This window comes from Actinomadura sp. NTSP31 (assembly GCF_041951385.1).
GTDB lineage: Bacteria > Actinomycetota > Actinomycetes > Streptosporangiales > Streptosporangiaceae > Spirillospora > Spirillospora napierensis.
Genome location: NZ_JBGNUT010000013.1, coordinates 99,779 through 123,901 on the forward strand (window position 1 = coordinate 99,779; position 24,123 = coordinate 123,901).

Sequence of the window (24,123 nt, forward strand, 5' to 3'; positions counted from 1 at the left end):
CTCAGTCGCATACTGGGCTCAATGACCACTGCTGGGGTTCTTATCACCCTACGCGTTAACGCGCGAGGCAGCCACGATGTTCGCAGCCGGTAGGCTGACCCCGTGTTCAAGCGTCGTACCCGGGAAGCCCCCGCGAATCCTCCTCAGGTAGTAATGGCGAAGCCGGGAGGCAAGGGGCGGCCTACGCCGAAGCGGAGCGAGGCCGAGAAGCGCCGCCGCCAGCCGATCACCGCGCCGTCGACCCGCAAGGAGGCCTACAAGAAGGTCCGGGAGCGGCAGTCGACCGAGCGCGAGCGGGCGCGCGCGGGCATGGCCCGGGGGGACGAGAAGTACCTCCTCAAGCGCGACAAGGGGCCCGTCCGGCGGCTGGCCCGCAACTACGTCGACTCGCGGCGCACCGTCGGCTCGTACCTGATGTACGCGATGTTCGCGATCGTGCTGCTGAGCCTGCTGCCGATCCCGGCGGCCAAGCTGCTGGTGCTGTTCGCGCCGCCGCTGCTGCTGGTCGTGGTGTTCGGCGAGGGGCTGCTGCTCAGCCGCGGCATCAAGAGGCTCGCCACCGAGCGGCACCCGGACGAGGACACCAAGGGCGTCGGCCTGTACGCGGCGATGCGCGCGATGCAGATCCGCCGGCTGCGGATGCCGGCGCCGCAGGTGAAGGTCGGGGAGAAGGAGAAGATCTGACCGGGCCCCCGCACCGGGGGTCCCGTCCGGACCCGCCCGCCCCCGTCCGAGGATGATCTCCGCGGGGCTAGGGTCGTGAGCATGGAGTTCCGATACCTGGGCCGGAGCGGTCTGAAGATCAGCGAGATCGCGTACGGCAACTGGCTCACCCACGGCTCCCAGGTCGAGGAGGACGCGGCGCGCGCGTGCGTGCGCGCGGCCCTCGACGAGGGGATCACCACCTTCGACACCGCGGACGTCTACGCCGGGACGCGCGCCGAGGAGGTCCTCGGCCGCGCGCTCAAGGGGCAGCGCCGCGAGGGGCTGGAGATCTTCACCAAGGTCTACTGGCCCACCGGGCCCGGCGTGAACGACCGCGGCCTGTCGCGCAAGCACATCATGGAGTCGATCAACGGGTCGCTCCGCCGGCTCGGCACCGACTACGTGGACCTGTACCAGGCCCACCGGTTCGACCGCGAGACGCCGCTGGAGGAGACCCTCCGCGCCTTCGACGACCTCGTCCGGCAGGGCAAGGTGCTGTACGTCGGCGTGTCGGAGTGGCGCGCCGAGGAGATCGAGCGCGCCCTGAAGATCGCCGACGAGATGGGGTTCGACCGGATCGTCTCCAGCCAGCCGCAGTACTCGATGCTGTGGCGGGTCATCGAGGAGGAGGTCGTCCCGCTGTGCGAGCGCGAGGGGGTCGGCCAGATCGTCTGGTCGCCGATCGCGCAGGGCGTGCTGACCGGCAAGTACAAGCCCGGACGGCCGCTGCCGGAGGGGTCGCGCGCGACCGACGACAAGGGCGGCGCCGACATGATCAAGCGCTACCTGAACGACGACCTGCTGACCCGGGTGCAGAACCTGAAGCCGGTCGCCGACGACCTCGGGCTGTCGATGGCGCAGCTGGCGATCGCGTGGACGCTGCAGAACCCGAACGTGTCGGCGGCCATCGTCGGCGCGTCCCGCCCGGAGCAGGTCGCCGACAACGTGAAGGCGGCCGGGGTGAAGCTGGACGCCGACGTGCTGAAGCGGATCGACGACGTCCTCGGCGACGCGGTGATCCGCGACGCGTCCAAGACCGTCAGCCCGCGCACCCGCCCGTGAGCTGAGGGCCGCCGGGACGGCGAGGGCCGCGGGACGCTGCGTCCCGCGGCCCTCGCCGTTCCCGTGCCGTCACTCCGGGTCGTGCAGGCTCATCCCGTAGACGACCGTCTCGCCGTCCATGAGGGTCACCTTGTCGACCTCGCCGGTGCGCAGGCCCCGCCAGTTCTCGCCCAGCCAGCTCTCCGCGTCCGACTGGGTGGAGAAGGTCTCCTCGGACGTGCCGATCGTCGTGCCGTCGGCCTTCTCCAAACGCCAGCTCCACGCCATCGCGCTCGACCTCCCTCGTCGCGGGTGAGACTAGCCGCTCCGGTCAGGAGGCGGCCTCGATGGCGCGCCGCAGCGCGTCCGGGCTCTGGACGTCGGAGTTGCCGAGGGCCCGGCCGTTGATCCGCACGGCGGGCGTGCCCTGGACACCGGACGAGATGTACGAGCGGCTCACCGTCGCGACCTCGCCGGCGAACTGCTGGCCCTTCACGCACTGCTCGAAGTCGCCGCCGGTGAGCCCGTACGGCGCGGCCCAGGCGATCAGGTCGGCGGTGCTGTAGCCCTGCTCGGTCTCGGACGGCTGGTGGGCGTAGAGGGCGTCCTGGTAGGACAGCCAGCGCGCGCCGTCCCCGACGCAGCGCAGCGCCGCCGCGGCGCGGGTGGAGTTGCCGTGCTGCGGTTCGGTGCCCGTGCCGAAGACGACCATCGGGTGGAAGACGACCTTCGCCTCCCCCGCCACCGCGATCTGCTTGAGCATCGGGTCGTTGGTCTTGTCGAACGTGCCGCAGGGCGGGCAGGAGAAGTCCTCGTAGATGTCGACCACCGGGGACGTGACGCCGGGCCGCTCCATGGTGAGGCTGCCGTCGGGGTTCGGGATCGCCTCCGCGCCGCCCGCGATCTGGCCGACCTGGAGCCGGGGCCCGGCCGCGCCGCCGCCTCCGCCTCCGCCCGCGCCGTCGTCATCGCCGTCCCCGCCGCTCTGGAGGGCCAGGACGACGACGCCGACGACGATCAGGACCAGCACCAGGCCGCCGCCGATGAGCGCGATCAGCAGACCCGGTCCCCTGCCCCGCGGCGGTGGCGGCGGACCGGGCTGCCAGGGCTGGGCGCCGAACTGCGGGCCGGGCGGTACCGGGCCCGGCCCGACGGGGGGCGGTGGTCCGGGCGGCACGGGGGGCGGGCCGTACGGAGGCTGAGGCCCCTGCTCCGGCCACGGCGCGTTCGGGGGGTTGCCCACCGGGTCTCCTTCTGCTGGCTGGTCCTGGTCCTGGTCCTCCAGGTGAGCGTATCCAGGAGGGACCGTAGAGTTTCGGACCGATATGGACATCGAACTCCGCGGTAGCGCCGCCCCGCAGGGCTGGCCCGAGGACGGCTGCCGCTGCGCCTCCTGCGGCCGGCTGCGCGCGCGCGGCGTGCGACACGAACCGGCCATGGTCCTCCTCGACGGCGTGCCACTGGACTCCTGCGCCGTCGCGGACGTCCCCGGCGGGCACGACATCGTCGCTCCGGGCGGAGGCCGGGTCCTGATGGCGTCCGGGCCGGGCGCTCGCCCGGAACCCGCCGCGAACGCGCGGTACGACGCCGTCCTCCTCGACATGGCGGGTTCGCCCGAACATCTCGGCTACCTGCGCCATATCGGCGCGGTGACGCCTGAGACGCGCGTCATGGCCGTTCACGTGGACCACCGGATGCCGTCCCCGGCCGAGTTGGACCGGCGCATGGCGTTCTGGCTGCGACCGCCGGACGGCCCGTTCCGCACGCTCCTGCTCGGCGGTTCCCGTTCCGGCAAGTCGGCCGAGGCCGAACTGCGCCTGGCGGGCTGCCCGGACGTCCTGTACGTGGCGACGGGCCCGGTCCGCGACGACGACCCGGAGTGGACGCGTCGGGTCGAGGCGCATCGGAGCCGCCGTCCCGCCTGGTGGAAGACGGCCGAGACGACCGATCTCGCCGGGGTGCTGGGTTCGGCGTCCGGGGCGGTCCTGGTGGACGGCATCGGCACCTGGCTCGCCGCGGCGATGGACGACGCGGGCGCCTGGGACGACCCGCCGCGCGTCCTGCCGGCCGTGGACGACCTGGTCGCGGCGTGGCGCGGCACCGCGGCGCGGGTGGTCGCGGTGTCGGACGAGGTCGGGTTCTCGCTGGTGCCCACGACGGCGTCGGGCCGCGCGTTCCGCGACATGATCGGCCTGGTCAACCAGCGGCTCGCCGCCGAGTCGGAGGAGGCGGCGCTGGTGGTGGCGGGCCGCGTGCTGGAGCTGCCGTGAGGGGCGCCGGCGCGGGGCCGCGGCTGGCGGTGACGCTGCTCACGATCGTGCCGCTGCGCACCGGCGACGTCGACCGCGCCACCGCCCGGGCGGCGATGCTCGCGGCCCCGCTCGTGGGCCTGATCACCGGTGGCGCCGCGGCGCTCGTCCTGCTGCTCGGCGACGCGCTGGACCTGTCCGGGCTGCTCGCCGCCGCCCTCGCGGTGGGGGCGGCGGCGGTGCTCACCCGGGCGCTGCACCTGGACGGCCTGGCCGACCTCGCGGACGGCCTGGGCAGCGGGCGCCCCGCCGCCGGCGCCCTCGCGATCATGAAGCGGTCCGACATCGGCCCGTTCGGGGTCGTCACGCTGCTGCTCGTGCTGCTGATCCAGGTCGCGGCGCTGGCGTCGGCGCCGCACGCCGCCGCGGCCGCGCTGATCGCCGCCGTGACGGGCCGGCTGGCGCTGCCGTGGGCGTGCCGCGGCGGCGTCCCGTCCGCCCGTCCGGGCGGGCTGGGCGCGCTGGTCGCCGGGACCGTCCCGGCGCGCGGCGCGCTCGCCGCGACCGCCGCGGTGCTCGCCGCCGCCGGGGCCGCCGGGGCGGCGTCCGGGGGCCTCGGCGGCGCCGTGCACGCGCTCGTTGCGGTGCTGGTCGGCCTCGCCGCGGCGCTGCTGATGCTCCGGCACGCCGTCCGGCGGCTGGGCGGCGTCACCGGTGACGTCCTCGGCGCGCTGGTGGAGATCGGCACGACCGCCGCCCTGCTTTCTCTCGCCGCGATCAGGGGGTGAGGGCGCGGCGGGCGTAGGCGCGGACGTCGGCGTCCGGGTCCGACCGTGCCGCGCTCAGCGCGTCGGCGGTCTCGGCGGTGCGCGGGTGCGCCGACAGCGCGATCACCGCGGCCTTGCGGACGTCGAGGTGCGAATCGTCCAGCGCCTTGATCAGCGGAACGGACGCGACCTCAGGATCGGCGGCGGCGAGACCGCGCGCAGCGCCCGCGCGGACCTGCCAGGCCGGGTCGTGCAGCGCGGCGGCCGCCTTGCCGTCCAGCGGGGGCGGGCAGCCGACGCCCGCCAGGGCCTCCAGCGCGGCGGCCCGCACGAGGTCGTCGGCGTCGCCGAGGAGGCCGCCGAGGACGCCGGCCGACGCGGGGTCGCCGATCGTGCCGAGGCCGTGCGCGACGGCGATCCGCACCTCCCGGGACGCGTCGCCGGCCGCCCGCGCGACCCCGTCCGCCGCGTCGTGCGCGACGAGCCCGCGGACGGCCTGCAGCCGGACGCGGTGGTCGGGATCGGCCAGCGCGCCGGCGAACAGCTCGGCGGTCCCGAGGCGCAGCGCGCGCAGGACGTCCAGGACCGCCGCCCGCACCTGCGCGTCCGGGACGCCGAGGGCGCCGGTCAGCGCGTCCCGCACCTCCGCCGTCGCCGGCAGGACCTCGACGAGTTCGCGCAGCGCCGTCGCCGCGGCGTGCCGGACCGAGCCGTGCCCGTCGGCGAGCGCGGTCGCGAGGGCGCCCGCGACGCCGTCCGGGACGACCTCGGTGAGCGTCGCGACGGCGGCGCGCCGCACCTTCGGGTCGGGGTCGGACAGGTAGGCGGCGACGGCGCCGACGTCCGGCTCGGTCTCGGCGAGCCGCTGCAGCTCCAGCAGCCGCGGGGACCGTCCGACCGCGGGCGCCGGACGGGTCCCCGCGGCCGGGCCGGCCGCGACCGCGACCGGTGCGGACGAGGTCGTGCCGAGCACCTGCGGCTCGGCCCCGTCCGGGACGGTGAACTCCTCGACGGGGACGAGGTACGGGGCGACCGGCCGCTTGACGAACTCCATCGCGCCGTCGTCGCGGCGCCGCAGGTTGAGGTGGAACATCCATTCGGCGTCGTCGCGTTCGGGCAGGTCGGCGCGGTCGTGGTAGAGGCCCCAGCGGCTCTCGGTGCGGGTGAGGGACGACCGGGCGGCCATCTCCGCGCAGTCGCGGATGAAGGTGACCTCGGCGCAGCGCATCAGCTCGTGCGGGGTCCGCGCGCCCATCGCGGCGATCTCGGTCTCCATCCGCGTGAACGTCTCGACGGCGATGTCGAGCCTGGTCCGGGTCTTGGGCGGCGCGACGTAGTCGTTGACGAACCGGCGCAGCTTGTACTCCACCTGCGGTTGCGGCGGGCCGTCCGGGTGGCGCAGCGGCCGGTAGATCAGCTCGTGCGCCGCGCGGACCTGGTCCTCCGGCAGCGCGCCCGGCGTGCCGAAATGGGCGGACGCGTGCGCGCCCGCGAGGTCGCCGAAGACGAACGCGCCGATCATGTAGTTGTGCGGCACGCACGCCAGGTCGCCCGCCGCGTACAGGCCGGGGACGGTCGTGCGGGCGTTCTCGTCCACCCAGACGCCGGACGCCGAGTGCCCGCCGCACAGCCCGATCTCGGAGATGTGCATCTCCACGTCGTGGGTGCGGTAGTCGTGGCCGCGGCCCGCGTGGAACGTGCCGCGGGTCGGCCGCTCGGTGGTGTGCAGGATGCCTTCGAGGGCGCTCAGCGTCTCGTCCGGCAGGTGGGTGAGCTTGAGGTAGATCGGGCCGCGCGCGGAGTCGATCTCCCGCTTGACCTCGGACATCATCTGCCCGGACCAGTAGTCGCAGTCGACGAACCGGGTGCCCTCGGCGTTGACCTGGTAGCCGCCGAACGGGTTGGCGACGTACGCGCACGCGGGCCCGTTGTAGTCCTTGATGAGCGGGTTGATCTGGAAGCACTCGATGCCGCTCAGCTCGGCGCCCGCGTGGTAGGCCATGGCGTAGCCGTCGCCCGCGTTGGTGGGGTTCTCGTACGTCCCGTACAGGTAGCCGGACGCGGGGAGTCCGAGCCGTCCGCACGCGCCGGTCGCCAGGATCACCGCGCCGGCCGACACCGTCACGAACTCGCCGCTGCGGGTGTCGAACCCGACCGCCCCCACCGCGCGCCCGCCCGACGTCAGGACGCGCACCGGCATGACGCGGTTCTCGATCGTCACCTTCTCCCGGATGGAGCGCTGCCGCAGCACCCGGTACAGCACCTTCTTGACGTCCTTGCCCTCGGGCATCGGCAGGACGTAGGAGCCCGACCGGTGGACGCGGCGCACGGCGTACTCGCCGTGCTCGTCCTTCTCGAACTTCACGCCGTACTTCTCGAGCCGCTTCACCATCGCGAACCCGCGCGTCGCGGTCTGGTGCACGGTCCGCTGGTCCACGATGCCGTCGTTGGCGCGGGTGATCTCGGCGACGTAGTCCTCCGGCGTGGCCTTGCCCGGGATGACCGCGTTGTTGACGCCGTCCATGCCCATGGCGAGGGCCCCGGAGTGCCGGACGTGCGCCTTCTCCAGCAGCAGCACGGACGCGCCGTGCTCGGCGGCCGTGATCGCGGCCATCGTGCCGGCGGTGCCGCCGCCGATCACCAGCACGTCGGCGCTCAGCTCGCGCCGCTCGGTCACGGCGGGGATCTCCATCACACGGTCTCCTTGGTCTCGATCTCCCGCACGTCCTCCCGCACGTCCTCCCGCACGTCCTCCCGCACGTCCTCCCGCGCGCCCAGCGCCGCGAGGACCTCCTCGCGGGACGGGGACGCGGGGAACCGCGCGGTGGCGCCGCCCGCGCCGAGGACGACGACGCGGTGGCCGATCAGCAGCGCCTCGTCCACGTCGTGGGTGACGAACACGACGGTCGCGGGCGCGTCGGCGATGACGTCGAGCAGCAGGCGCTGCATGCTCGCGCGGGTCTGGGCGTCCAGGGCGCCGAACGGCTCGTCCATGAGGATCGCGCGGGGCCCGGCGGCGAGGGTCCGGGCGAGCTGGACGCGCTGGCGCATCCCGCCGGACAGCTCGCGGGGCAGCCGGCCGGCCGCGTCGCCGAGGCCCACCCGGTCCAGCCAGCGGTCCGCCGCCGCGCGCCGCTCCGCCCGCTTTACGCCGCGCAGCGCCAGTGCCAGCTCGACGTTGCGGCGCGCGGTCCGCCACGGCAGCAGCGCGTCGTCCTGGAACATCAGCGCGCGGTCGGCGGACGGCCCGGTGACGGGCGCGCCGCCCGCCAGGATCCGCCCGGACGTGGCCGGCAGCAGCCCCGCGAACGCGCGCAGCAGCGTCGACTTGCCGCAGCCGGACGGCCCGAGCACGGCGAGGATCTCGCCCGGCCCGGCGGTCAGGTCGAGCCCGGTGACGACGGCCCGGCCGCCGTAGCCGAGCGTCACGTCCTCGGCGCGCAGTTCGAGTCCGCTCATGACGAACGCTCCTCCCTGGGCAGCCAGCGGGTCAGCCGTCGGCCGGTCAGCTCCACGGCGGCGGAGGTGAGGTAGCCGAGCAGCCCGATGGTGGCCATCCCGACGAGCACGCCGGGGTAGTCGACGATCGTGTACGCCTGCCAGGTCCGGTAGCCGACGCCGAAGTCGCCGGAGATCATCTCGGCGGAGATCACGCAGATCCACGCGACGCCCATCCCGATGGACAGGCCGCCGAACACGCCGGGCAGGATCCCCGGCAGGACGACCCCGAGCAGCACCCGGGTCCGGCTCCCGCCCAGGGTCCGGACGGCGTCCTCCCAGACGACCGGGAGCGCCTTGACCGCGTGCCGGGTGCCGACGAGGACGGGGAAGAACGCGGCGGCGAAGGTGATGAACACGATGCCCTGCTCGTTCGCGGGGAACAGCAGGATCGCGACCGGCACCAGCGCGATCGCCGGGATGGGACGGGCGACCTCGAACAGCGGCTGCAGGACGTCGCCCGCCCACCGCGACCGGGCGGTGGCGATGCCCGCGGCGACGCCGAGGACGGCGGCGAGCGCGAACCCGGTGAGGATGCGCACGAGGCTCTGCGCGACGTCCTGCCAGTACTGGGCGTGCTCGACCTGCCGGCCGAACTCGTGCAGCACGTCCACCGGGCCGGGGAACCGGTCGAAGCGCACCCACAGCCGCACGTTCGCGGCGGTCAGCAGCTGCCACACCGCGACCGCGGCCAGGAGGGACGCGATGCGGACGGGCCAGCGGAGGTGGCGGCTCACGCGTTCTTCACCGCCTCGTCATAGGTGACGACCTTGGCGCCGGAGTGGGCGGAGACGTACTTCTGCGCCCCCTCGTCCGTCGCGAACGGCTTGAACCGCTGCTCCGCCTTCGCCGACGGGTCCTCGACCCAGACGTCCTTGTCGGCGAACCAGCGGGTTCCGGTGGTGGCGTCGGGGATGTAGACGGCTCTGAGCTTCTTCCCCTGCCCCTGTAGCGCGCGCACGTTCTTCAGCAGGCAGACGGGGTCGGCCACGGGCCGCGTCTTGCCCTCGCCCTGAACCCACACCTCGCCCGCCGTCGCCGGGTCGTCCACCTTGGTCTTGCACACCTCGTCGGTTCCGGTGATGGCGGCGGGGTTGGCGGTGGACGCGGCGTCGTGGTCGTAGGACGCGCCGTACGCCTTCCTGATGTAGGAGTCGTTGATGAAGGGCCCGACGTCCAGCGGCGTCTGGATGACCCCGATCGACTTCAGGAACGGGACGTCGTGCACGAACGCGTCCTTCAGCCCCTGCTTGATGGTGGCGTCGAACGTGGCGACGCCGCCCGCGCCGTTGTAGAGGTACACGGTCTCGGGGGGCAGCCCGGTGGTGGACGCCACCGACTCGGCGGCCTCCAGCGGGTGCGCGTGCAGGTAGTTCGTCGCGTCGATCTGCGCGCGCAGGAACGCGTCGAGCACCTTGCCGTTCTTGCCGGCGAACTCGTTGCGCACCACCACGCCGTGGAACGTCGGCACGTTCAACTGCCCGCCGTCGTACAGCAGGCGGGCCTGCCCCTTGTTCACCAGCAGGCCGGGCCAGGCGACGAACTGCGCGAACGCCGCGGCGCTGCCCGCCTGCAACGCCGACGCGCCCACCGTGGGCTGCTGGTTCTCGACCTTGACGTCCTTCGCCGGGTCCAGCCCGTACTTGCGGGCCGCCTGGACGAACGTGCCGTGCCCGGCGGAGCCGACGCTCGTCGAGACCGTCTCGCCCTTGAGGTCGCGCAGCGTCCTGGCCTTGGAGCCCGGGGCGACGACCACGCCGTTCAGCGAGCCGCGCATGTTGTAGCCGGTCACCGCCACCCACGAGGTCTTCGCGTCGCCGCCCTGCGCCTGCGCCCGCGAGCCGTTGATCAGCAGCGGGTAGTCGCCCATCGAGCCGATGTCGATCTTCCCGGCGAGCATCTGCGCGGTGATGGGCGCGCCGGTGTCGTAGTCGCGCCACACGACCGAGTACTTCTCGCCGTCCTGCTTCCCGAGGGCCTTGAGGCGCTTCTCGAAGTAGCCGAGCGAGCGCAGCAGCGTCCCGGCGGTGACGGTGTTGATGGTCTTGGACTGGTATCCCACGACGATCTGCCCGGAGCCGCCGCCGGCGGCGGCGTTCCCCGCGACCGTGCAGCCGGCCAGCAGCGGCAGGAGGGCGGCGCCGGCGGTCAGCGTCCTGTTCTTCGCGTTCATCGGTCGGTGAGTCCTTCAGCGCAGCAGGTAGGGCATGTTGACGGTCACGGCCCCGGTGGGGCAGCGGTCGGCGCACGGCCCGCAGTACCAGCACTCGTCCACGTGCATGTACGCCTTGCCGGTCTCCGGGTGGACGGCCAGCGCGTCCAGCGGGCAGACGTCGATGCACAGGGTGCAGCCGTCGATGCAGAGCGCCTCGTCCACCGTCACGGGGACGTCGGCGCGGTTCTCCACGAGGGACATGGGTTCTCCAGTGGTGGGGCGGGCACGCGGGACGCGCGGCGCGGAGGCCGAGCGCGGGTTCCGACAAAACCTACTAAATCAATAGGAATAGGGGAATAGAGGGCGCATTACGCCACCCGAAAAGCCGTATGCATTCGGCTGACCTGCGTGAACGCGCCACATCGCCGGCCTTCCGCCACCTACCGCGCCACCATTGCCGCGCACGCGCCCGGCCCCGCGGTCACGCCGGGCACCGGGGGCCCGTTCCGGCGATCCCGCCGCGATCCCGGCAGGCAGCGGCAGGTTCCGGGCCCGGCAATGCTTGATCCAAAAGGGCGAAACCGGTCACCGGGAGGACTAACATCGGACTACGTGACGAGCATCGGACTTGACAGCGCAGACCTGGCCGGCCTCGACGTCGACGCCATCGTGATCGGAGTCGTCCCGGCGGACGGCGCCCCCGCCCCCGCCGCCGGCGCCGAGGACCTCGACCGCGCCCTGGACGGGAGGCTCGCCGCGGCGCTCGGCGCGCTCGGCGCCACCGGCAAGCCCGGCGAGATCACCAAGCTGCCCACGCTGGGCGCCGTCACCGCCCCGGTGATCGTCGCGGCCGGGCTGGGCGAGGACCCCTCCGCCGAGGACCTGCGCCGCGCCGCCGGCGCCGCCGTCCGCGCGCTCGCCGGATCCGCGAAGGCGGCCGTCGCGCTGCCCGCCGGGGACGCCGCCGGGGCCGAGGCCGTCGCGCTGGGCGCGCTGCTCGGCGCCTACTCCTTCGACTCCTACCGGACCGGCGACGGGCACAAGAGCCCCGTCGGCGAGATCCGGCTGGTCGCCCCCGCCGCCACCGACGCCGCCGTCGAGCGCGCCCGGGTGCTGGCGGCCGCGGTGAACCTGGTCCGCGACCTGGTCAACACCCCGCCGTCCGACCTCACCCCCGAGGACCTCGCCAACGAGGCCGAGCGGGTCGCCCGCGACAGCGGCCTCGGCATCGAGGTGCTCGACGAGAAGGCGCTGGTGGACGGCGGCTACGGCGGCATCACCGGGGTCGGCCAGGGGTCGGTGAACCCGCCCCGGCTCGTCCGGCTGTCCTACCGCCACCCCGAGGCGGCCAAGACGCTCGCGCTCGTCGGCAAGGGCATCACCTTCGACTCCGGCGGCCTGTCGCTGAAGCCGGCCGCCTCCATGGACTGGATGAAGTCCGACATGGGCGGCGCCGGCGCGGTGCTCGGCGCGATGGCCGCCATCGCCGAACTGGCCCCCCGGGTCAACGTCGTCGGCTACCTGGCCATCGCCGAGAACATGCCGAGCGGCAGCGCCCAGCGCCCGTCCGACGTGCTGCGCATCTACGGCGGCAAGACCGTCGAGGTCCTCAACACCGACGCCGAGGGCCGCCTCGTGCTGGCCGACGCGCTGGTCCGCTCCGGCGAGGACTCCCCCGACCTGGTCGTGGACGTGGCCACGCTGACCGGCGCGCAGCTGGTCGCGCTCGGCAGCCGGACCGCCGGGGTCATGGCCAACGACGACGGCGTCCGTGAGAAGGTGGTGGCGGCGGCCGAGCGCGCCGGGGAGGCCTCCTGGGGCATGCCGCTGCCGGCCGAGCTGCGCAAGGGGCTCGACTCGTCGGTGGCCGACATCGCCAACATCAGCGGCGACCGCTGGGGCGGCATGCTGGTCGCCGGGGTGTTCCTGCAGGAGTTCGTGCCGGACGGCGTGAAGTGGGCGCACCTCGACATCGCCGGCCCCTCGTTCCAGCAGGGCGAGGCCTACGGGTACACCCCGAAGGGCGGCACCGGCGCCGCGACCCGCACGCTGGTCCAGATCGCCGAGGACCTCGCGGCCGGGCTCCTCTAGGTCCGCCGGGATTTCGCGGGGGCCGCCCGGCACCGGCCCGGGCGGGACACAATAGATTTCTCGTGGCGGTGGGGGCCCGTTACGGGTTCGTCCCGCCCGAGGCGCCGCGGACCGCGCGGTGCCGTCTCCGGGGAAAGGGAGCGTCCAGTGGCGAACAGCGGCCCCTACGACATCGTGGTCCTGGGTGCCGGCAGCGGCGGCTACGCGTGCGCGCTGCGCGCCGCCGAACTCGGCAGGTCGGTCGCGCTCGTCGAGCGCGACGAGTCGCTCGGCGGGACGTGCCTCAACCGGGGCTGCATCCCCACCAAGGCGCTGCTGCACGCGGCCGAGGTGGCGGACCAGACCCGCGAGGCCGCGAAGTTCGGCGTCAAGGCCGTGTACGAGGGGATCGACGTCGCGGGCGTCAACGCCTACAAGGACCGGGTCGTCTCCACGACCGTGAAGGGCCTCACCGGCCTGATCACGTCGCGCGGGATCGAGGTCGTCCGGGGCGAGGGCCGGCTCGCCGGCCCGACCACCGTCGAGGTCCGCACCCCCGACGGCCGGACGCGCGCGCTCGAGGGCCAGCACATCGTGCTCGGCACCGGGTCGGCGCCGAAGTCGCTGCCCGGGCTGGAGATCGACGGCGAGCGCGTCATCTCCAGCGACCACGCGCTGCGGCTGGAGCACGTCCCCGGCTCGGTGGTCATCCTCGGCGGCGGCGTCATCGGCGTGGAGTTCGCCAGCGTCTGGCGCTCGTTCGGCGCCGAGGTCACCATCGTCGAGGCCCTCCCCCACCTGCTCCCGCTGGAGGAGGAGTCCAGCTCCAAGCGGCTGGAGCGCGCGTTCCGCAAGCGCGGCATCAAGTTCGAGCTCGGCACCCGGTTCGAGAGCGCCAAGACGACGCAGGGCGGCATCTCCGTCACGCTGGAGGGCGGCAAGGTCGTCGACGCCGAGCTGCTGCTGGTGGCGGTGGGCCGCGGGCCCGTCTCCGACGGCATCGGCCTGGCCGAGGCCGGCGTCGAGACCGAGCGCGGCTACGTCAAGGTCGACGAGTACTGCCGCACCAGCGTCCCCACGATCTCGGCCGTCGGCGACCTCGTCGCCACGCCGCAGCTGGCCCACGTCGGCTTCGCCGAGGGCATCCTCGTCGCCGAGCGGCTCGGCGGGCTCGCCCCCGCGCCGATCGACTACGACGGCGTGCCCCGCATCACCTACTCCGATCCCGAGGTCGCCTCGGTGGGCATCACCTCCGCGGTGGCCCGCGAGCGCGGGTACGAGATCAACGAGGTCACCTACGACCTGGCCGGCAACCCCAAGAGCAAGATCCTTGGGACGCAGGGCGAGGTCAAGGTGATCGCGGCCGTGGACGGTCCCGTCCTCGGCCTGCACATGGTCGGCGCGCGGGTCGGCGAGCTGATCGCCGAGGGCCAGCTCATCTACAACTGGGAGGCCCTCCCGAGCGAGGTCGCCCAGCTGATCCACCCCCACCCGACCCAGTCCGAGGCCGTCGGCGAGGCGCATCTCGCGCTCGCCGGCAAGCCATTGCACGTGCACGGCTGAACGTCCGCGCACAGTAATTTTCTCGAAGGAGTCGCTGAGAGCCATGCCGGTCTCCGTCACTATGCCCCAGCTCGGCGAGAGCGTCACCGAGGGCACCGTCACCCGCTGGCTGAAGAAGGAGGGTGAGCGCGTCGAGACCGACGAGCCGCTTCTCGAAGTGTCGACCGACAAGGTCGACACCGAGATCCCTTCGCCCGCCTCGGGCATCCTGACCAGCATCACCGTCGCCGAGGACGAGACCGTCGAGGTCGGTGCCGAGCTGGCCGTCATCGGCGACGAGGGCGACGCCCCGTCCGGCGGCGGCGCGCAGGAGGCCCCCGCGCAGGAGGCCCCCGCCGAGCAGCCCGCGCAGGAGCCCGCCCCGGCGCCGCAGCCGGAGGCCCAGCAGCCGCAGGCGCAGCAGGCTCCGCCGCCCGCCGCGTGGCCGCCGCCCGCGCAGCAGCAGCCCGCCGCCCCGCCGGCGCCCGCGCCGGCCCCGCAGCAGCCCGCCGCGCCCGCCCCGGCCCCGGCGCCGGCGTCCCAGCAGCCCGCCGCCCAGCAGCAGGGGCAGGAGACCGCGCCCGCGGGCGAGGGCCCCTACGTCACGCCGCTGGTGCGCAAGCTCGCCGCCGAGCACGACGTGGACCTGTCCGCGGTGAAGGGCACCGGCGTCGGCGGCCGCATCCGCAAGCAGGACGTCCTGGAGGCGGCGCGCGCCGCGCAGGCCGCCCGGCAGCAGGCGCAGCAGGCCCCGCCCGCGGCGCCGGCCGCTCCGGCCGCCGCTCCGGCCCGTCCGGCCGGACGGCACGCGGCCCCGGTGCCCGAGGGCGCCCCGGCCGAGCAGCTCGCGCTGCGCGGCCGCACCGAGAAGATGTCCCGGATCCGGCAGACGATCGCCCGCCGCATGGTGGAGTCGCTGCAGGTGTCGGCGCAGCTGACCACCGTCGTCGAGGTGGACGTCACCAAGATCGCGCGGCTGCGGGAGCAGGCGAAGGCCGACTTCCAGGCCCGCGAGGGCGTCAAGCTGTCGTTCCTGCCGTTCTTCGCGCTCGCCACCGTCGAGGCGCTGAAGGCGCACCCGAAGGTCAACGCCGTCATCGACAGCGAGACCAACGAGGTCACCTACCACGACGTGGAGAACCTCGGCATGGCGGTGGACGTGCCCGAGCGGGGCCTGATGGTCCCGGTCGTGCACAACGCCGGCCAGCTGAACCTCGGCGGCCTCGCGCAGCGGATCGCCGACCTGGCCGAGCGGACCCGCACCAACAAGGTCAGCCCGGACGAGCTGGCCGGCGGCACGTTCACCCTCACCAACACCGGCAGCCGCGGCGCGCTGTTCGACACCCCGATCCTCAACCAGCCGCAGGTCGGCATGCTCGGCACCGGCGCCGTCGTCAAGCGCCCCGCCGTCATCGACGACCCCGACCTCGGCGAGGTCATCGCGGTGCGGTCGATGGTCTACCTGGCGCTCACCTACGACCACCGGCTGATCGACGGCGCGGACGCCGCCCGCTTCCTCGGCACCATCAAGCACCGCCTGGAGGAGGGCAACTTCGAGGCCGACCTCGGCCTCTGACCGCCCCGCTCCACCCGGGACCCCGCCGCCCCACCCGGGCGGCGGGGTCCCGCGCGTCTCCGGGGAACCCCGTGAACAGGGCGGGGGAAACACGGGACCGGGGTGAGAATCTCAGCGTTCGCCGGCGCCGTCACCGTAGGGTGGGGACATGAGGGTGACCGTGACGGGCGCGTCGGGCCTGATCGGAACGGCGCTGGTGCGGGCGCTGCGGGAGGACGGGCATGACGTCGTGCGGCTGGTGCGCCGCGAGCCGTCGGCGCCCGACGAGGCGCGCTGGTCCCCGGCGGACGGCTGCGTGGAGGCGGCGGCGCTGGAGGGCGCCGACGCCGTCGTGCACCTGGCAGGTGCCGGTGTCGGCGACCGGCCGTGGACGAAGGCGTACAAGCGCCGGATCAGGGACAGCCGGCTCGACGGCACCCGGACGCTCGCGGAGGCGATCGCGGCGGCGGACCACCGCCCGCCGGTGCTGGTGTGCGGGTCGGCGATCGGCTTCTACGGCGACACCGGCGACCGCGAGGCCGACGAGAAGTCCCCGGCCGGCGCCGGCTTCCTCGCCGCGCTCGTGCGGGACTGGGAGGCCGCGGCGGCGCCGGCCCGCGACGCCGGGGTCCGGGTCGTGCACCCGCGCACCGGCGTGGTGCTGGCACGCGGCGGCGGGATGCTCGGGCGGACGCTGCCGCTGTTCCGCGCCGGCCTCGGCGGCCGGCTGGGCGACGGAACGCAGTGGACGAGCTGGATCTCGCTCGCCGACGAGGTGGCCGCCCTGCGGTTCCTGATCGGGCACGAGCTGTCGGGGCCGGTGAACCTGACGGCGCCGAACCCGGTGACCAACGGCGAGTACACGGCGGCGCTGGGCCGGGCGCTGCACCGCACGGCGCGGCTGGCGGTCCCGAAGGCGGTGCTGCGGGCCGCGCTGCGCGGCTTCGCCGACGAGGGCCCGCTGGTCAGCCAGCGGGTGCTGCCGCGCCGGCTGGAGCAGGCCGGGTTCCGGTTCCGGCACCCCGACGTGGACTCCGCGCTCGCCGCCGTCCTGTAGGGCCCGTTTCCGGCGCCCCGCACCGGGCCGGGCACGGCGATACCAAGATTCGCTAAAGTCGCGGCCGATCGCGTCCGGCGGCCATACGGTGACATCGAAGGGCATGCCGACGAGGAGGGCGAATGAGCACCGACGGACAGCCGCACATCCTCGCCATCGGCGGGGGAACGTTCGTCCCGGACGGCCGGGAGGGCATCGCGCCGAGCCCGCTGATGCGCTACGCGCTGGACCTGACCGGGCAGGACCGCCCGCGGATGTGCTTCCTGACGACGGCGGTGGGCGACGGCGCCGAGTACATCGCGCGCTTCTACGCCGGGTTCTCCCAGCTGGACGCCGAGATCAGCCACCTGTCGCTGTTCCCGATGCCGAACGTCGCCGACATGCGCGCGCACCTGCTCACCCAGGACCTGGTCTACGTGTCCGGCGGCAGCGTCGCCAACCTGCTGGCGCTGTGGCGGCTGCACGGCCTGGACGACATCATGCGGGAGGCGTGGCAGGAGGGCGTGGTCCTGTCGGGGCAGAGCGCGGGCGCGCTGTGCTGGCACGCCGGCGGCAACACCGACTCCTTCGGCCCGCAGCTGCGGCCGCTGACCGACGGTCTCGGGTTCCTGCCGTACTCGTGCGGGGTGCACTACGACAGCGACCCGCAGCGCCGCCCGCTGCTCCAGCAGCTCGTCGGCGAGGGCACGCTGCCCGGCGGGTACGCGGCGGACGAGTCGGTCGGCCTGCACTACGTCGGCACCGAGTTCGTCCAGGCCGTGTCCTACCGGCAGGACGCGGGCGCCTACCGGGTCGAGCCGGACGGGCCGGGCACCGCGAAGGAGACGCGGATCGAGCCCCGGCTGCTCGCCTCGCTCTGACGGGATCCCTCCGGTGAGCCGGTCGCCGGGCGACGTAGGCTGGCGGACGTGAGTGATCTGGACGTGCGGGGGGCCGCTTCCGAGACGCCCCCCGGAGAGGCGCCGGCGACCGGCCGGCTGGTGATCGTCCACGCGGGCTTCGGGACCGCGGCCGTCCCCTACCTCGACGGCTGGGACCTGCAGAAGCGCACGCACGCGCTGCGCGCCGACGAGGTGATCCCCGACACCGTCCTGCTGATGGAGCATCGGCCGGTGTACACCGCGGGCAAGCGGACCGGGGCCCTCGACCGCCCCTTCGGCGACCCCGGCGCGCCGGTGGTGGACGTCGACCGCGGCGGCAAGATCACCTGGCACGGCCCGGGGCAGCTGACCGGCTACCCGATCGTCCGGCTGCCCGACCCGTCGGACGTCGTCTCCTACGTCCGGCTTCTGGAGCGGATGATGATGGCGGTGTGCGCCGAGTTCGGCCTGGAGACCGCCACCGTCGAGGGGCGCAGCGGGCTGTGGGTGCCCGGCACCCCCGACCGCAAGATCGGCTCCATCGGGATCCGGGTCGCCCGCGGCGTCGCCATGCACGGGTTCATGCTGAACTGCGACAACGACATGGGCTGGTTCGACAAGATCGTGCCGTGCGGCATCCGGGACGCCGAGTCCACCAACCTCAGCCGCGAGGTCGGCCGGGACGTGACCGTCGCCGAGGTCACCCCGCTGGTGGAGCGGCACCTCGCCGACGCGCTCGGTGCCCGGGAGACCGTCCACCGGACGACGGCCCAACTCGGCGTCCGACTCGCCTGAAGGCCGTTCAGCCTGTCGGGAACATCACCTTGTACACGGCTTGGCCCTCGTCCGCCGCGGCCTGGAAGAACGCGGTCAGGGCGTCGTAGGCGGGCCTCAGGACGCGGTCGCGGACCCCGGCGTCCATCCGGTCCGCGTCCTGCACCCCGGCCCCGACCATCGCCGCCAGGTCGAAACGCCCCGCGACCTGGCCGAACGGCGTCGCGGCCAGATGGTCGGCGGCCGGCTTCACCCGCTCCGGCGCCAGGTAGATCACGTCCATGCCCAGCTCGTCGGCGCCGTCCTCGGTGAGCAGCCGCCCGCCGCACACCACGTCCGCCTCCGGATGGCGCCCCTCCCAGGGGTCGCCGGTCACCAGGTAGTGCAGCGCCTGCCAGGCGGCGCCGACGTCCAGCGGCGCGACCGGCACGCGGCGCCGCCAGTCCGGCACGCCGAACACGCGGCGGGCGACCCGGGTGGGATCCGGCTCACCCTCCAGCACCGGCGGCACCCTGAGGTACGACATTGCCAGACCCACTGCGGTCCTCCATGCGAACGCTGTTGCGTGACGACAGGGAGTCACCCTAGAGAGAAACGCCGGTGGTCATGGGCCGAAACACGCGAATCGGCGGCGCGCGCCGGGTAACGTCACCCGTTCGAGATCGCCTTGATACTGCTTCGAGCCCGCCGCTCGCGGGGCGCGCGGGCGCGATGTGCCGTCCCTCTGATCGCGACGTACCCTGAACGGGTGACGACGGTGACACCTGAGGGGCGCAAGCTCCTGCGCGTAGAGGCCCGCAACAGCCAGACCCCCATCGAGCGCAAGCCCGAATGGATCAAGACGCGGCTGAAGATGGGCCCGCAGTACAAGGAGCTCATCGGCCTCGTGAAGTCCGAAGGCCTGCACACGGTGTGCCAGGAGGCGGGCTGCCCCAACATCTTCGAATGCTGGGAGGACCGCGAGGCCACCTTCCTCATCGGCGGCGACCAGTGCACCCGGCGCTGCGACTTCTGCCAGATCGACACCGGCAAGCCCGCCGCGTTCGACCGGGACGAGCCCCGCCGCGTCGCCGAGTCCGTGGCGACGATGGGCCTGAAGTACGCGACCGTCACCGGCGTCGCCCGCGACGACCTGGAGGACGGCGGCGCCTGGCTGTACGCCGAGACGGTCCGGCAGATCCACGCCGCCGTCCCCGGCTGCGGCGTCGAGCTGCTGATCCCCGACTTCAACGCCGTCCCCGAGCAGCTGGCCGAGGTGTTCTCCGCCCGTCCCGAGGTGCTCGCGCACAACGTCGAGACGGTGCCGCGGATCTTCAAGCGGATCCGGCCCGGGTTCCGCTACGAGCGGTCCCTCGAGGTGATCACCAAGGCCCGGGAAGACGGCCTGGTCACCAAGTCGAACCTGATCCTCGGCATGGGCGAGACCCGCGAGGAGGTCTCGGCTGCGCTGCGCGACCTGCACGCGGCCGGCTGCGAGCTGATCACCATCACCCAGTACCTGCGGCCGAGCCCCCGCCACCACCCGGTGGAGCGCTGGGTGAAGCCGGAGGAGTTCGTCGAGCTGAACGCCGAGGCCGAGGAGATCGGCTTCGCCGGCGTCATGTCCGGGCCGCTCGTCCGGTCCAGCTACCGCGCCGGCCGCCTCTACAAGCAGGCGATCGAGGCGCGGCAGGGCTGAGCCGGCCGCCGGATCCGTCCTCGCGCGCGTTCCGCCGTGCGAGGACGGTGTCGGGACGGGGGTCCCGGCCGACTATCCTTGGGTTCATGTCGAAAACGCCCGCGGACGGGGGCCAGGAGCGTCCGGGCCGCCTCAAGCAGATCCGCATGGTCGCCCAGGTGCTCCGCCAGGCCGACCCGAAGGCCCTTCCGATCGTCGCCGCGTCGGCGCTCGGCACCCTGATCGTCATCGTCGTGATCGGGCTGGTGATCGGCCGGCTGTGGTTCTTCATCCCGCTGGGCGTCCTCGCCGGGGTGGCCGTCGGCATGATCGTCTTCGGTCAGCTGGCGCAGCGCGCGCAGTACAAGGTGATCGCCGGGCAGCCCGGCGCCGCCGCCGCGGTGCTGAAGAACATGCGCGGCGACTGGACGGTCACCGAGGCCGTGGCCGGCAACCGCAACCTCGACATGGTGCACCGCGTCGTGGGGCGTCCCGGCGTCATCCTCGTGTCGGAGGGCCCGCGCAACCGGGTCGGGCAGCTGCTGGGCGCGGAGAAGAAGCGCATCTCCCGCGCCGCGCAGCAGGTGCCGATCTACGACGTGCAGGTCGGTGACGACGAGGACCAGATCGACGTCGGCAAGCTGCAGCGGCACCTGATGAAGCTGCCCCGCAACCTCACCAAGGCGCAGGTCGGGGAGCTGAACGACCGGCTCCAGGCGCTGCCCCGGTCGATGCAGATGCCGAAGGGCCCGATCCCGAAGGGCGCGAAGATGCCCAAGGGCCCGAAGCCCAAGATGCGGTAGCGGCGGAACGAACAGGCGCCCCCTCGGGGGCGCTTTTTCCGTTTCCGGTGCCGGTCAGATGTTCACGACGGCCGTGTTGGACGCGCGGTCGTGCAGGCCCCGGTAGTCGCGGTCCCAGATGAGCGCGGGGAGGACCAGCAGCAGCAGGAGGCTGCGGGCGAATCCCATGAGGAAACCGACGGGCCGCCCGTCCAGCCGGATGACCCGGATGCCGCACAGCCGCTTGCCGGCGGTGGTGCCGATCGTGGCGGTCAGCACCCACGCCTGGATCCCGAAGACGACCAGCGTCAGCAGGCTGCGCTGCGGCGCGGACCAGTCGAGGGTGCGCGCCAGCAGGCCCGCGACCAGCGCCGACAGCCCCCAGTCGAGGAACAGCGCGATCACCCGGCGGCCGTAGGACGCGATGGCCCCGCTCCCGTTCTCCGGCAGCCCCAGCCGCTCGCCGGGGCGGCCGAGGTCGGCGCCGGCCGAGCGCGCCCCGCCGAGCCACGTCTGCGTCCACCGCGGCCCCGCGGCCTGCTGCTCTTTACCACCGCTCATGGCGTCTACGCTATCCCCTCCCCCGCCGGGTTCCGACCCGGCTCCCCAGGGGAGGGATGCCGGTGGAGCGGGGTGCCCGGTGCCGTGGGACGCCGGGCCGCGTAACACAGCCGAAACATATGGGACACGGCAGGGAAACGGCCCCGCCGTAGCCTGCGAGATGCCCAAGAGCGCACCAAGGAGGCTGGATGTTCAGCAGCGCCGAAGAGGTCCTGAGCTATCTCGAGAACGAGGACGTCAAGTTCGTCGACTGCCGGTTCGTGGACCTGCCGGGCAAGATGCAGCACGTCACGATCCCCACCGGCAACTTCGGACGGCGCGCCTTCGAAGACGGCATGATGTTCGACGGCTCGTCGGTCCGCGGGTTCCAGGAGATCCACGAGTCGGACATGCTGCTGCTCCCGGACCCGGCCACCGCCGTGCTGGACCCGTTCCGGCAGCACAAGACGCTGATCCTGAACTTCTTCGTGCACGACCCGCTGACGGGCGAGCCCTACAGCCGCGACCCGCGCAACGTCGCCCGCAAGGCGCAGGACTACCTGCGCGGCACCGGCATCGCCGACACCGCCTACTGCGGTCCCGAGGCCGAGTTCTACATCTTCGACGACGTCCGCTTCGAGACGAAGCAGAACGCCGGCTACTACTTCCTGGACTCGGTGGAAGGCGCCTGGAACACCGGCCGCGAGGAGCCCGGCGGCAACCTCGGCGCCAAGCCCGGCTACAAGGGCGGCTACTTCCCCGTCCCGCCGATGGACCACTACACCGACCTGCGCTCGGAGATGGCGACGCAGCTGCTCGCCTCCGGCGTCGAGGTCGAGCTCCAGCACCACGAGGTCGGCACCGCGGGCCAGTCGGAGATCGGCGTGCGGTTCGACACGCTGCTGAAGGCCGCCGACAACCTGCTGCTGTACAAGTACATCGTCAAGAACGTGGCGCGCGGCGCCGGCAAGACCGTGACGTTCATGCCGAAGCCGATCTTCGGTGACAACGGGTCGGGCATGCACGTCCACCAGTCGCTGTGGAAGGACGGCTCGCCGCTGTTCTACGACGAGGTCGGCTACGCGGGCCTGTCGGACACGGCGCGGCACTACATCGGCGGCCTGCTCCGGCACGCGCCGTCCCTGCTGGCGTTCACGAACCCGACGGTGAACAGCTACCACCGGCTCGTCCCCGGCTTCGAGGCGCCGGTCAACCTCGTCTACTCGCAGCGCAACCGCTCGGCGTGCATCCGGGTCCCGATCACGGGCTCGAACCCGAAGGCCAAGCGGATCGAGTTCCGCGTCCCGGACCCGTCCTGCAATCCCTACCTGGCCTTCTCGGCGATGCTGATGGCGGGCCTGGACGGCATCAAGAACAAGATCGAGCCGGCGGAGCCGGTCGACAAGGACCTCTACGAGCTGCCGCCCGAGGAGGCCCGCGCGATCCCGCAGGTCCCCGGCTCGCTGCCCGCGGTCCTGGCGGCCCTCGAATCCGACCACGAGTACCTGCTCGAAGGCGGCGTGTTCACTCCGGACCTCATCGAGACCTACATCGCGATGAAGCACGAGTTCGAGATCGACCCGATCCGCCTGCGCCCGCACCCCCACGAGTTCGAGCTGTACTACGACGTCTGATCGTCCGCCGTTCCGGAGGGCCCGCGAGCACCCCTCGCGGGCCCTTCTCTTTCGCATTGTTGATTGAATGATTGCGTCATAGTATTATGACTGCATGCTCTACCCGACGCCCGCTCTCGAGCCGGCGGACGAGCGCGTCCTCCACGAGATCGACCAGATGCGCGAGTCCCTGCGGCACCAGGTGCGTACCACGTCCTCGAAGTGGACGGCGGGCTTGCGGAAGTTCCTCACCGCCGATGCCGTGGCGGCCTCCAACTCCATCGAAGGGTTCAAGGTCGCGACAGTCGACGTCGCGGACCTGATGGAAGGCGAGCGCGACGTCGACGTCTCCGAGGAGAACCGCGAGGAGACCCTCGCCTACCAGCGGATGATGACCTACCTCCAGACGCTCCACGACGTCGAGGACTTCGCCTTCAGCAAGGGCTTCCTCAACGCTCTGCACTGGATGCTCCAGGGGCACCGGCACACCGCACGCAAACCCGCCGGTCAATGGCGCCAGGGCCCTGACTACGTGACGGATGCGCGCGATCCCAGCATCGCCGTCTACACCGCACCGGACGCCGGAGAGGTCCCGGCGCTCATGGACGAGCTCGTCGACTGGCTCAACACCCGGGACGGCGCGCACCCGCTGGTCCGGGCGGCCATGGCCCATCTGCATCTCGTGTCCGTCCATCCATGGCCGGACGGTAACGGGCGAATGTCCCGCTCACTGCAGACGCTGATGATCGCTCGGGAGGGCGTGCTCGCCCCGGAGTTCTCGTCCATCGAGGCATGGCTCGGGCGTCCGGGCAACACCTGGGAGTACTACCGGGCGCTGGCCCGCCGCGGAGCGCGCTACGTTCCGGAGCAGGACGTGTCGGAATGGGTGCGCTTCAACCTGACCGCATACCACCAGCAGGCGCAGACCGTGCAGGGACGGCTCGACCGGGCCGGACGGGTCTGGACCATGCTGGCCGGGTTCACCGAACGGGCGGGCCTGGACGAACGGACCGTTTCCGCACTGCACGACGTGGCCATGGCCGGACGCGTACGCCGCCTTCGCTACGAGCACGCCGAAGGCCTCAGTGTGCAGCAGGCCCAGCGAGACCTGCGCGACCTCGTCACCGCCGAGATCCTGGCACCCGTCGGACGCACCCGCGCCCGCTACTACACGTCCGGCCCCCGCTTCCCCCAGGAGGCGCTGGACATCGCGAACACCCCGATGACACTGGCCGAGCCCTACCCGGCCTGACCACCT

23 protein-coding genes are annotated in these 24,123 nt (G+C 73.0%); 14 read left to right on the forward strand and 9 right to left on the reverse strand.

Going from position 1 to position 24,123, the window contains the following annotated elements:
• Positions 1–153 precede the first annotated feature (153 nt).
• Entirely contained in the window at positions 154–684 is a 531-nt protein-coding gene (locus ACA514_RS22695) for a DUF3043 domain-containing protein (RefSeq protein WP_375043213.1), read from the forward strand.
• A gap of 81 nt (positions 685–765) precedes the next feature.
• Positions 766–1,767 carry an aldo/keto reductase family protein gene (locus ACA514_RS22700; protein WP_375043214.1) on the forward strand — a complete coding sequence of 334 codons (1,002 nt, stop codon included), beginning with the start codon at positions 766–768 and terminating at the stop codon, positions 1,765–1,767.
• Between the two features lie 69 nt (positions 1,768–1,836).
• Here the strand turns inward: ACA514_RS22700 and ACA514_RS22705 are convergent, their stop codons facing one another.
• Positions 1,837–2,034, reverse strand: a complete 198-nt coding sequence (locus tag ACA514_RS22705) for a hypothetical protein (RefSeq protein WP_375043215.1) — start codon at positions 2,032–2,034, stop codon at positions 1,837–1,839.
• A 43-nt stretch (positions 2,035–2,077) separates the two neighbouring features.
• Entirely contained in the window at positions 2,078–2,989 is a 912-nt protein-coding gene (locus tag ACA514_RS22710; protein WP_375043216.1) for a DsbA family protein, read from the reverse strand.
• 82 nt (positions 2,990–3,071) lie between these two features.
• Between ACA514_RS22710 and ACA514_RS22715 the strand changes: the two genes are divergently transcribed.
• Together ACA514_RS22715 and ACA514_RS22720 are read left to right on the forward strand one after the other, a co-directional pair.
• A complete protein-coding gene (locus tag ACA514_RS22715) occupies positions 3,072–4,016 on the forward strand; it encodes a bifunctional adenosylcobinamide kinase/adenosylcobinamide-phosphate guanylyltransferase (RefSeq protein ID WP_375043217.1) in 945 nt (314 codons plus the stop codon).
• Positions 4,013–4,783, forward strand: a complete 771-nt coding sequence (locus ACA514_RS22720) for an adenosylcobinamide-GDP ribazoletransferase (protein WP_375043218.1) — start codon at positions 4,013–4,015, stop codon at positions 4,781–4,783. The genes ACA514_RS22715 and ACA514_RS22720 overlap by 4 nt, the downstream gene beginning before the upstream one ends.
• Here the strand turns inward: ACA514_RS22720 and ACA514_RS22725 are convergent.
• Genes ACA514_RS22725 through ACA514_RS22745 form a run of 5 tightly spaced genes read right to left on the reverse strand, consistent with a single transcriptional unit; the run spans position 4,773 to position 10,676 of the window.
• Positions 4,773–7,454, reverse strand: coding sequence for a fumarate reductase/succinate dehydrogenase flavoprotein subunit (locus tag ACA514_RS22725; protein ID WP_375043219.1), 2,682 nt, complete (start codon positions 7,452–7,454; stop codon positions 4,773–4,775). The genes ACA514_RS22720 and ACA514_RS22725 overlap by 11 nt on opposite strands.
• On the reverse strand, positions 7,454–8,221 hold the full coding sequence (locus tag ACA514_RS22730; RefSeq protein WP_375043220.1) for an ABC transporter ATP-binding protein: 768 nt from the start codon (positions 8,219–8,221) through the stop codon (positions 7,454–7,456). Before ACA514_RS22730 ends, ACA514_RS22725 begins: the two co-directional genes overlap by 1 nt.
• The gene (locus tag ACA514_RS22735; protein WP_375043221.1) at positions 8,218–8,997 is read right to left on the reverse strand and encodes an ABC transporter permease; all 780 of its coding nucleotides are present in this window, start codon (positions 8,995–8,997) and stop codon (positions 8,218–8,220) included. Before ACA514_RS22735 ends, ACA514_RS22730 begins: the two co-directional genes overlap by 4 nt.
• Entirely contained in the window at positions 8,994–10,433 is a 1,440-nt protein-coding gene (locus tag ACA514_RS22740; protein ID WP_375043222.1) for an ABC transporter substrate-binding protein, read from the reverse strand. The genes ACA514_RS22735 and ACA514_RS22740 overlap by 4 nt, the downstream gene beginning before the upstream one ends.
• 15 nt (positions 10,434–10,448) lie before the next feature.
• Positions 10,449–10,676, reverse strand: coding sequence for a ferredoxin family protein (locus tag ACA514_RS22745; protein WP_131763497.1), 228 nt, complete (start codon positions 10,674–10,676; stop codon positions 10,449–10,451).
• A 297-nt stretch (positions 10,677–10,973) separates the two neighbouring features.
• Between ACA514_RS22745 and ACA514_RS22750 the strand changes: the two genes are divergently transcribed.
• The 6 genes from ACA514_RS22750 (at position 10,974) to lipB (ending at position 18,294) form a co-directional block, all read left to right on the forward strand.
• Positions 10,974–12,506 carry a leucyl aminopeptidase gene (locus ACA514_RS22750; protein ID WP_375043349.1) on the forward strand — a complete coding sequence of 511 codons (1,533 nt, stop codon included), beginning with the start codon at positions 10,974–10,976 and terminating at the stop codon, positions 12,504–12,506.
• A gap of 147 nt (positions 12,507–12,653) precedes the next feature.
• Entirely contained in the window at positions 12,654–14,048 is a 1,395-nt protein-coding gene (gene lpdA / locus ACA514_RS22755) for a dihydrolipoyl dehydrogenase (RefSeq protein WP_375043223.1), read from the forward strand.
• 43 nt (positions 14,049–14,091) lie between these two features.
• Positions 14,092–15,603: a 2-oxoglutarate dehydrogenase, E2 component, dihydrolipoamide succinyltransferase gene (gene sucB / locus ACA514_RS22760; RefSeq protein ID WP_375043224.1), complete on the forward strand. Its 1,512-nt coding sequence runs from the start codon at positions 14,092–14,094 to the stop codon at positions 15,601–15,603.
• Positions 15,604–15,751: 148 nt separating this feature from the next.
• On the forward strand, positions 15,752–16,639 hold the full coding sequence (locus ACA514_RS22765) for a TIGR01777 family oxidoreductase (RefSeq protein WP_375043225.1): 888 nt from the start codon (positions 15,752–15,754) through the stop codon (positions 16,637–16,639).
• A gap of 122 nt (positions 16,640–16,761) precedes the next feature.
• Positions 16,762–17,499, forward strand: a complete 738-nt coding sequence (locus ACA514_RS22770; protein WP_375043226.1) for a Type 1 glutamine amidotransferase-like domain-containing protein — start codon at positions 16,762–16,764, stop codon at positions 17,497–17,499.
• 63 nt (positions 17,500–17,562) lie between these two features.
• The gene (gene lipB, locus ACA514_RS22775; RefSeq protein ID WP_375043350.1) at positions 17,563–18,294 is read left to right on the forward strand and encodes a lipoyl(octanoyl) transferase LipB; all 732 of its coding nucleotides are present in this window, start codon (positions 17,563–17,565) and stop codon (positions 18,292–18,294) included.
• 7 nt (positions 18,295–18,301) lie between these two features.
• On the opposite strand, the gene ACA514_RS22780 is transcribed toward lipB, so the two are convergent.
• Positions 18,302–18,799, reverse strand: coding sequence for a YfbM family protein (locus ACA514_RS22780; RefSeq protein WP_375043227.1), 498 nt, complete (start codon positions 18,797–18,799; stop codon positions 18,302–18,304).
• 222 nt (positions 18,800–19,021) lie between these two features.
• Between ACA514_RS22780 and lipA the strand changes: the two genes are divergently transcribed.
• Together lipA and ACA514_RS22790 are read left to right on the forward strand one after the other, a co-directional pair.
• On the forward strand, positions 19,022–19,951 hold the full coding sequence (gene lipA / locus ACA514_RS22785) for a lipoyl synthase (protein WP_375043228.1): 930 nt from the start codon (positions 19,022–19,024) through the stop codon (positions 19,949–19,951).
• 86 nt (positions 19,952–20,037) lie between these two features.
• Positions 20,038–20,733 (forward strand): DUF4191 domain-containing protein, encoded by a 696-nt coding sequence (locus ACA514_RS22790; RefSeq protein WP_375043229.1) that lies wholly within the window; start codon positions 20,038–20,040, stop codon positions 20,731–20,733.
• Between the two features lie 54 nt (positions 20,734–20,787).
• Here the strand turns inward: ACA514_RS22790 and ACA514_RS22795 are convergent, their stop codons facing one another.
• Positions 20,788–21,273 carry an RDD family protein gene (locus ACA514_RS22795; RefSeq protein ID WP_375043230.1) on the reverse strand — a complete coding sequence of 162 codons (486 nt, stop codon included), beginning with the start codon at positions 21,271–21,273 and terminating at the stop codon, positions 20,788–20,790.
• A 188-nt stretch (positions 21,274–21,461) separates the two neighbouring features.
• Here ACA514_RS22795 and glnA point away from each other — a divergent pair, with 188 nt between their 5' ends.
• Positions 21,462–22,886, forward strand: coding sequence for a type I glutamate--ammonia ligase (gene glnA / locus ACA514_RS22800; RefSeq protein ID WP_375043231.1), 1,425 nt, complete (start codon positions 21,462–21,464; stop codon positions 22,884–22,886).
• Positions 22,887–22,980: 94 nt separating this feature from the next.
• Positions 22,981–24,117, forward strand: a complete 1,137-nt coding sequence (locus tag ACA514_RS22805) for a Fic family protein (RefSeq protein WP_375043232.1) — start codon at positions 22,981–22,983, stop codon at positions 24,115–24,117.
• The last annotated feature ends 6 nt before the right edge of the window (positions 24,118–24,123 follow it).